Here is a 7,655-nt window from a genome sequence, read left to right as displayed (position 1 = left end):
TGTGTATTTTTCTCTTGCAAAATACAATTGTATCGGGGTTTCTATATTCCATAATTTTATCAGTAAAAACGCCTGTCCCAGGACCATATTCAACAATATATTTTGCACTTTGAAAGTGTACACCGCTTAGCATCTTTTCAGCAAGAAATCTTGAACTTGGAAAAACAGCTCCAACATTCCTTGGGTTACATAGATATTGTTGTAAAAACATCTTTGCTATCATTTTTCCACCACTCCAAAGATTTAATTTGTACGTTAAGAATAAAATTAAAATCTAAAGAAACAATGATAGAAATTCTTAAGAATCCTTAAGATTAATCCTTTTATTCTTGGAATATAAGTGTTAACATATAAAATTCTTTATCCCTCCTCCTCTCCCGCTTTTTCAAGTTTCATTCCCAGCTTTTAAAAACAAAAAAACGAGGAATACTGGAGATTACATCCAATTTTCACTCGTGTCATTTACCAATTAAATTGACTTATTGTATATAAAGTTTGACCGTTTACCATTTAAGTTTGATGGAAACCCTAACCATCTACTATGTCCCCATAAAAAAATTACGTTCCACCGCCCCTCCTCCCTCTCACTCCCCTCAACCCGTTCTCTCCCAAGGGCTCACGTCCCTTCTACTCTCCCTTCCATTTTCTGTTATAAAATAATTACGTTCCCGCCTTTTTCAAGATTTTCACCCAAAATTGTACCGATTTTGCAATCATTTTGATTAAAAAATTACGTTCCAGAATAGACGAAAACAGAGTAGATAATTGAGGGCTTTCTCATTCTAATGAGTGTGGAAAAACACAGGAAAAGATACCGATTTAGCACCGTAGAGAAACCAACTGGAATGGAAATGACATCTGCTTGAACCCTTACAGGACAAGGGATTGGAGGAATACGGAATAGGAAGAAGCGATTGGATTTAGCTTAAAATTTGTTTGGAAATGGGGGTGGATTAGGGTTGGATCTACGCTGAAAACGGCACAAAAAAATCCGAAGGAATGCCGGAATAGAACCGGAAAAAACCCTCGGATTGGGAACATTAATTTTATTTAAGGAACGTTATTTTTATTTAAGGAACGTTAATTTTATATAGAGACAAATAATTTAAAAGCTCTACCATCACTCCACCGTCACACTCTTGGCCAAATTCCTCGGCTTATCAACGTCACACCCACGATGTAGCGCTGCATAGTAGGCAATCAGTTGCAGTGGGATGACTGAGACCAGCGGTGTGAGCAATTCATGGACTGCCGGCAGTACGAAGCGGTCTCCCTCTGTTTCAAGGCCTTGCATGGAAATGATGCAAGTGCTCGCGCCACGCGCAGCGACTTCCTTCACGTTTGCCCTGATGCTTCCATTGACTCCAGCCTGAGTTGCGAGTGCTATGACAGGTGTTTGTTCCTCAATCAATGCAATAGTGCCATGCTTCAGTTCTCCGCCAGCGAAGCCCTCTGCCTGGATGTAGGAGATTTCTTTCAGCTTCAACGCACCTTCCAATCCGACAAAATGGTCGATGGAGCGGCCGATGAAAAAGCAGTTGATGGCCGCTGGCAAGTACTCCGCCGCAATCTGCTCGAATTCTTCTTTTGCATCACATAATGTTTCCATTGCATTGGCGGCGATTCCCAGTTCTTTTACCAAATCAAGGTCCGCCGTGATACCTTTGGCCGCACCTGTAACTGATGCTAATATAGCTAAAACGGCAATCTGGGCAGTGTATGCTTTTGTTGAAGCAACGGCAATTTCGGGACCTGCATGCAAAAGCATAGTGTAATCCGATTCTCTTGAAAGCGTCGAGCCGGGAACATTCGTAATCGTTAAAGCGCGATGCCCCATTTCTTTCACTTTCACCAACACAGCTCTGCTGTCTGCTGTTTCGCCGCTCTGGGAAATGAAAATGAATAATGGTTTTTCTGAAAGCAAAGGCATGTTATAGCCGAATTCGCTGGCGAGATGCACTTCCACCGGAATTGCCGCAAGCTTTTCAATCAGCTGCTTTCCGACCAATCCCGCATGGTAGCTTGTTCCGCACGCTACGATATAAATTCGGTCTGCGGCCGACATGGCTTGTTTAATGTCGCTGTCGATCTCAAGGTCACCATCTGCATTCTGATACGCTTGGATGATCTTCCTCATGACGAGCGGCTGCTCATCAATCTCTTTCAGCATGAAATGCGGATACGTTCCTTTTTCGATATCCGTTGCGTCCAGCTCTGCACGGTAAGGCTCTCTAATGATCACTTCGCCTTGCAAATTGTAAATGTCCGCCCGGTCTTTTTTTACAATGACAATCTCTTGATCCATCAACTCAATGAATCGATCCGTAATTTGAATCATCGCCATGGCATCGCTGGCAACAACATGAAAGTCTTCTCCCACTCCGACCAACAAAGGACTTTTATTTTTAGCAACAAAGATTGTTTCAGGCGATTCCGTATCCAACATCGCGATTGCATAGGATCCTTTCAGCAGGCGGAGGGTTTTCGTGAAAGCTTCTTCTGTCTCCATATCTTTCGCAAACTTCTCCACAAGTTGAACGATCACTTCCGTGTCTGTATCACTGTTGAATTTCACATGCTGTAAATATTCCGCCCTAAGCTCCGATTCGTTTTCGATGACTCCATTATGAACGAGCGTAAAACGCCCTGAAGCACTTTGATGCGGATGGGCATTGCTTTTGCTTGGCTCACCGTGCGTAGCCCAGCGTGTATGTCCGATTCCTGCTCTGGCCGCTACTTTTCCGTCCACCACTGCCCGCAGATCGGCAATACGCCCTTTTTCTTTAAAAATATGGGTGCCCTCTTGATTTTCAAGAGCAATTCCGGCCGAATCATAGCCGCGATATTCAAGCTTTTCCAGGCCTTTCAACAATATTTCCTTCGCATCATTTGTTCCGATATAACCGGTAATTCCGCACATCTTTTTTCCTCCTGTGAGTGAGGGCAAGCAGTGCGAGGGCACACTTGCCCTCTTTTTCAATATCCATTTCTATCGGGCACATTTCCTTTCCTTTGTCCATCGAGTCGCCTCGCATGATTTACGAAAGAAAATTCGACTGTGTGCCGCAGCCGGGAGGTATCCGCCGAACGTTCGATAAACCTCCTCCTCGTCAACTGGCGATCTGCTGTTTCAAGTACATTCACCAGCTCTGGCGCTTTTTTAAAAAACCTTTCAATGCTCCTTTCCATTCAGAATAAAAGTGAAACATGAATATCATACTATATTCCTTTTTTTTCGGTCAATGGTAAAATCAATATGATCGTTCAACTTATAATTATGCTTTTATCCTGTATCTTGCCATTGGGGGAATATGTATGAATAAAAAAGCATTTTGGATGGCTGTCATCACCATCATCATATGGTCATCGGGGTTTGCAGGGGTTCGGGCCAGCCTGCTTGGAGGTTACACCGCTGCTCACCTTGTTCTTCTCAGGTTTTTAATTGCCTCCGGAGTTTTTCTCTTATATGCCTTATGGCCCGGGGTACATATGCGTATTCCTCGAAAAAAAGACATTGCCAGGATCATATTTCTCGGATTGATGGGAATCAGTGTCTACCAAATTGGGCTTACGTTCGGGGTACAGACGGTTTCCGCCGGAACGGCCAGCATGATTGTCGGCTCTGCCCCCGTATTCACTTCCATTATAGCTATGATTGTCCTTAAAGAGAGGATGGACCTGCTGGGCTGGGTTGGTATGGGCATTGGCTTTATTGGAATCGTGTTAATCACCATCGGATCATCGGGTGCATCGTTTACCATTTCAAAAGGAACCATTTACATTTTAATCGCCACTATTGGCACTTCGATCTTTTTTGTCTTTCAAAAACCTTTACTGGAACGATATAATCCGATTGATTTGACGGCCTATTTTACTTGGGCAGGGACCTTGCCGATGCTTATTTTCTTACCGGGATTATGGGAAAACATCCAGGGAGCGTCTACCGCTGCCCATATTTCCGCTCTATACGTCGGAATTTTCCCGGCTGCCATCGCTTACGCCACATGGGCCATTGCACTTTCAGCCGGCAATACAACGACGCTTTCAAGCATGCTGTACCTTGAGCCGGTCCTCGCCATTATGATTGCCTGGTTCTGGCTAAGCGAATGGCCGAGCTCACTGTCGCTGATCGGCGGCGCAATTGCCATCTCCAGCGTGTTTATAGTCAATTTTATCGGCAAAAAGAGATACATCAAAAAACACATGGGGCCAGGCCCTCTTTAATACAATAAAGAGGGCCTGCCCCCTATAGATCGATCTCCAAAGCAACCGGACAATGGTCGCTTCCCATTACATCACAATGAATATGTGCATCTTTCAGCCGGCCCTTGAACCTTTCAGATACTATAAAATAATCGATCCGCCAGCCGATATTCCTTTCCCTCACTTTGTTCATGTAGGACCACCAAGTGTAGGCCCCTTCCCTGTCCGGGTAAAAATGGCGGTAAGCATCAACAAAACCATTTTCCAGCAGCGCGGAAAACTTTCCCCGCTCCTCGTCCGTAAACCCCGAATTGCCCCTGTTTGACTTGTAATTTTTCAAATCGATATCTTGATGGGCCACATTCAGGTCCCCGCATAAAATAATAGGCTTTTTCCGGTCCAATTCTTTCAAATATGAAAGCATGCGGTCTTCCCATTCCAGACGATAGCCTAAACGCGCCAGATCCCTTTGGGCATTTGGCGTATATACATTCACCAAATAAAACTGGTCAAATTCCAGCGTAATAATCCGGCCTTCTTCTTCACAATCAGAATCCCCAACGCCATACATGACGGACAGCGGTTCATATTTTGTAAAAACTGCCGTTCCGGAGTAGCCTTTCTTGACCGCATAATTCCAATATTGGTGGTATCCTTCCAGCTCCAAATCTATTTGGCCTTCTTGGAGCTTCGTTTCCTGTATGCAAAAAATATCTGCATCCACTTGGTTGAAGTAATCCAGAAACCCCTTGCGTACGCATGCCCTAAGGCCATTCACGTTCCATGATACAATTTTCATCCGGTGACTTTCTCCCTTTGTCTATTATTCTATCCCCTATTGTGCCATTCTTTTTACCGGCAAACAAGCGCATGAATCAGGGAAGGCCGGGATTCCGACAGGTTCCCGGCCTTTTATATTATTTCGCTTTTTTGATGGAATATTTTTTCATGCTCTCGACAACCTTGGCGTATTCCTCTTTTGATTTGACCGGAATTCCCTGCATTAACCTCATATGCTGGCTGCTCTCAAGCTTCTTTACATCAATTTGGAAAAATGACTGGATGACATCCGATTCTTCGGGCTTTCCGTTAAAAATGGACAATGTCCCGTCATTCGTAATACCGAAATAACCATTCATTTTTAATAAAGGAGAAATATCGTCTACCTTCTTTTTAAAAATAAGGCGGTCTTCATCCATGTCGACCAGCTGCCACGACTCATACTTCGCCCAAAAGTCTTCCAATGCAAATACCAATTCTTTTACAACCTCTTCACTTTCCTCGCCATCCAAGTAAACCCTTTTCAAATGGACAGTCAGTTCCAGGGGCTGTTCAGCAACAGCAGGGGCCTCATCCGATAATTGCATTGCCTGTACTTGTTCGTGTTCTTGAACAACCTTGCCGACAAGTAAGCCGAGTAAAAGAATGAACACTAATGCGGCTCTCATTTGAGATCACCTCTACAGCCTATAAATTCTAAACATGGTTTTAGTGTGGCCTTTCTTTTACATGAATATCCATTAAAAAAAGCTTTTCCAAAAGATTTCACATCTTTTGGAAAAGCTTTTTTAGTTATGGTAGACGTCCTGGACGTCGTCATCATCTTCAAGCATATCGATGAGTTTTTCCAACTTCTCCTGTTGTTCTTCATCTAACTCAGCCTCTGTTTGCGGCACCATTGTAACTTCCGCTGTCGCAAATTCAAATCCCTCATTTTCGAGGCTTTCTTTTACAGCCATGAAATTTTCCGGCTCCGTATAAATTTCAAAAACTTCCTCGCTCGTTTCCATATCTTCTGCACCGGCTTCAATGGCCTGAAGCAGCAATTCATCTTCATCGGCATCAAGGCCGCTTCTTTCGATCGCGAGATAGCCTTTCCGGTCGAACAGATAGGAAACGCATCCGGATTCACCAAGGTTTCCCCCATTTTTCGTAAAAGCATGGCGGACGTTGGAAGCAGTCCGGTTTTTATTATCGGTCAGGCACGATACCATGACGGCTGCACCGCCGGGGCCGTACCCTTCATATATAATTTCTTCATAATGTTCCGCGTCCTGATTGCCGGCTGCTTTATCAATAGCCCTCTTAATGTTATCGTTAGGCATATTTGCCGACTTTGCTTTTTCAATTACAAGACGAAGCCCAGGGTTCGTGTCCGGATCTCCTCCGCCGCTTTTTGCAGCTACATAAATTTCTTTGGCAAGTTTTTGGAATACTTTACCCCGCTTTGCATCTTGGGCATTTTTCCTGTTTTGAATGTTTTTCCACTTGGAATGTCCAGCCATTTGAAATCCTCCCTCTTACAAGCGTATCTATCATATCATATATTGAAAAGGAGCGGGTTAGCAAATGAGAAAATTTCCAAGTGTTTAAGGCGGACCGCCTTCGATTTGATCAACGATCCATTTAGAGAATCCCATTCTTTTTTCAAATTGCCGGAATGTTATATCCTTCAGGTGCTTCCATTGTTTTTTCTGCCTCTTTTTATCATAACTGATGAAATAATTCCACTCTCTAAAAATATCAGCCGGATATAAAAGTGCAGCCAGGAAAGGAATGTCTTTTTTATATTGGCTGATGGCATCCCCTTCGGAAAACAGCCGAGGCGGCGACCAGCTGATTTCAGGCAATATACGGTTGCAATATTGGAGGATGTCAATCTGTTTGGGGCCGATGCTCGCAAGATCAAAATCAATCATACAAAGGCTGCCGTCGGCTTTCCGAATAAAATTATGATGGGCCAGGTCCCCATGCAATATACAGTGCGGTTCCATGGAGAAATAGTCTTTATGGGCCTGCATAATCTGAAGGGCACCCTCACCTAACAAAGTATATTTTTCCAAATAGGGATATACGGACAATTCTTTGAAAAAATCAGAGTTTCTTTTAAATCTTTCAAGTCTTTTCTCCCATTTATCCAATAAATTGAATGTAATCAATTTATCTTTCAGCCTGGGTACACATTTTGAGGAAATGGAATGATATCGGCATAAAAGTGCCAGGGCGTCTTTGCGGTTACCGGCGCTGTCATAATAAAACGGCTGATCGTTGAAAGGTTCAATATACTGTAAAATCCCGAGACACCTGCCTTCAAAATAACATGGCCCCTCCTCATGAATGCGGTGAAATTTATAGGTATTGTTGAATCCGTGCTCCCATAATGTCTTTATCAATAAAATTTGTTGATTCAATTTGCCGGGGTTAGGGAATTCTTTGATGATCCAGCTTTCTTTTGCGGATGATGCAATCCAAACCCCTTTTTTGATCATGGAAATTTTTTCGAAATTAATTCCAGTTCTTCTTTTGACATAAAGAAGGAGACGGGAATTGAGTCCGTCTCTCCTTTGATTAAATATTTTAGTCATCTTCTTCTTCTTCGTCAGCCCTTGGCATCATAGGGTAAGGGGCACCTTCTCCCATAGGCTGTTCGTAAAGAGGCTGCTGGCCATAGG

At 43.5% G+C, this 7,655-nt stretch carries 6 protein-coding genes and 1 pseudogene; 1 reads left to right on the top strand and 6 read right to left on the bottom strand.

Going from position 1 to position 7,655, the window contains the following annotated elements; translation table 11 throughout:
• Both D4N35_RS18280 and glmS read right to left on the bottom strand, forming a co-directional pair.
• A pseudogene (locus tag D4N35_RS18280) lies at positions 1-223 on the bottom strand (SAM-dependent methyltransferase); the annotation flags it as partial.
• 897 nt (positions 224-1,120) lie between these two features.
• Positions 1,121-2,920, bottom strand: coding sequence for a glutamine--fructose-6-phosphate transaminase (isomerizing) (gene glmS / locus D4N35_RS09240; RefSeq protein ID WP_120072763.1), 1,800 nt, complete (start codon positions 2,918-2,920; stop codon positions 1,121-1,123).
• Positions 2,921-3,315: 395 nt separating this feature from the next.
• Here glmS and D4N35_RS09235 point away from each other — a divergent pair, with 395 nt between their 5' ends.
• Positions 3,316-4,224 (top strand): DMT family transporter, encoded by a 909-nt coding sequence (locus D4N35_RS09235; protein WP_120072761.1) that lies wholly within the window; start codon positions 3,316-3,318, stop codon positions 4,222-4,224.
• 22 nt (positions 4,225-4,246) lie between these two features.
• Here D4N35_RS09235 and D4N35_RS09230 read toward each other — a convergent pair whose 3' ends face one another.
• The 4 genes from D4N35_RS09230 to D4N35_RS09215 form a co-directional block, all read right to left on the bottom strand.
• The gene (locus D4N35_RS09230; RefSeq protein WP_120072760.1) at positions 4,247-5,002 is read right to left on the bottom strand and encodes an exodeoxyribonuclease III; all 756 of its coding nucleotides are present in this window, start codon (positions 5,000-5,002) and stop codon (positions 4,247-4,249) included.
• A gap of 118 nt (positions 5,003-5,120) precedes the next feature.
• Complete coding sequence (locus D4N35_RS09225; RefSeq protein WP_120072758.1) at positions 5,121-5,651, bottom strand: BofC C-terminal domain-containing protein; 531 nt, start codon at positions 5,649-5,651, stop codon at positions 5,121-5,123.
• A 120-nt stretch (positions 5,652-5,771) separates the two neighbouring features.
• The gene (locus D4N35_RS09220; protein WP_120072756.1) at positions 5,772-6,488 is read right to left on the bottom strand and encodes a YebC/PmpR family DNA-binding transcriptional regulator; all 717 of its coding nucleotides are present in this window, start codon (positions 6,486-6,488) and stop codon (positions 5,772-5,774) included.
• 84 nt (positions 6,489-6,572) lie between these two features.
• Positions 6,573-7,568 (bottom strand): phosphotransferase, encoded by a 996-nt coding sequence (locus tag D4N35_RS09215; protein ID WP_120072754.1) that lies wholly within the window; start codon positions 7,566-7,568, stop codon positions 6,573-6,575.
• Positions 7,569-7,655 lie beyond the last annotated feature (87 nt).

Origin of the sequence: Siminovitchia fortis (genome assembly GCF_003605365.2) — a bacterium.
GTDB lineage: Bacteria > Bacillota > Bacilli > Bacillales > Bacillaceae_C > Siminovitchia > Siminovitchia fortis.
Note: the sequence above shows the minus strand (reverse complement) of the source record. Positions and strands in the feature narration are given on the sequence as shown.

Excerpts from the sequence above, each read along its gene's own strand:
- glmS (WP_120072763.1), bottom strand. The coding sequence starts at position 2,920 with ATGTGCGGAATTACCGGTTATATCGGAACAAATGATGCGAAGGAAATA.
- D4N35_RS09235 (WP_120072761.1), top strand. The coding sequence starts at position 3,316 with ATGAATAAAAAAGCATTTTGGATGGCTGTCATCACCATCATCATATGG.
- D4N35_RS09230 (WP_120072760.1), bottom strand. The coding sequence starts at position 5,002 with ATGAAAATTGTATCATGGAACGTGAATGGCCTTAGGGCATGCGTACGC.
- D4N35_RS09225 (WP_120072758.1), bottom strand. The coding sequence starts at position 5,651 with ATGAGAGCCGCATTAGTGTTCATTCTTTTACTCGGCTTACTTGTCGGC.
- D4N35_RS09220 (WP_120072756.1), bottom strand. The coding sequence starts at position 6,488 with ATGGCTGGACATTCCAAGTGGAAAAACATTCAAAACAGGAAAAATGCC.
- D4N35_RS09215 (WP_120072754.1), bottom strand. The coding sequence starts at position 7,568 with ATGACTAAAATATTTAATCAAAGGAGAGACGGACTCAATTCCCGTCTC.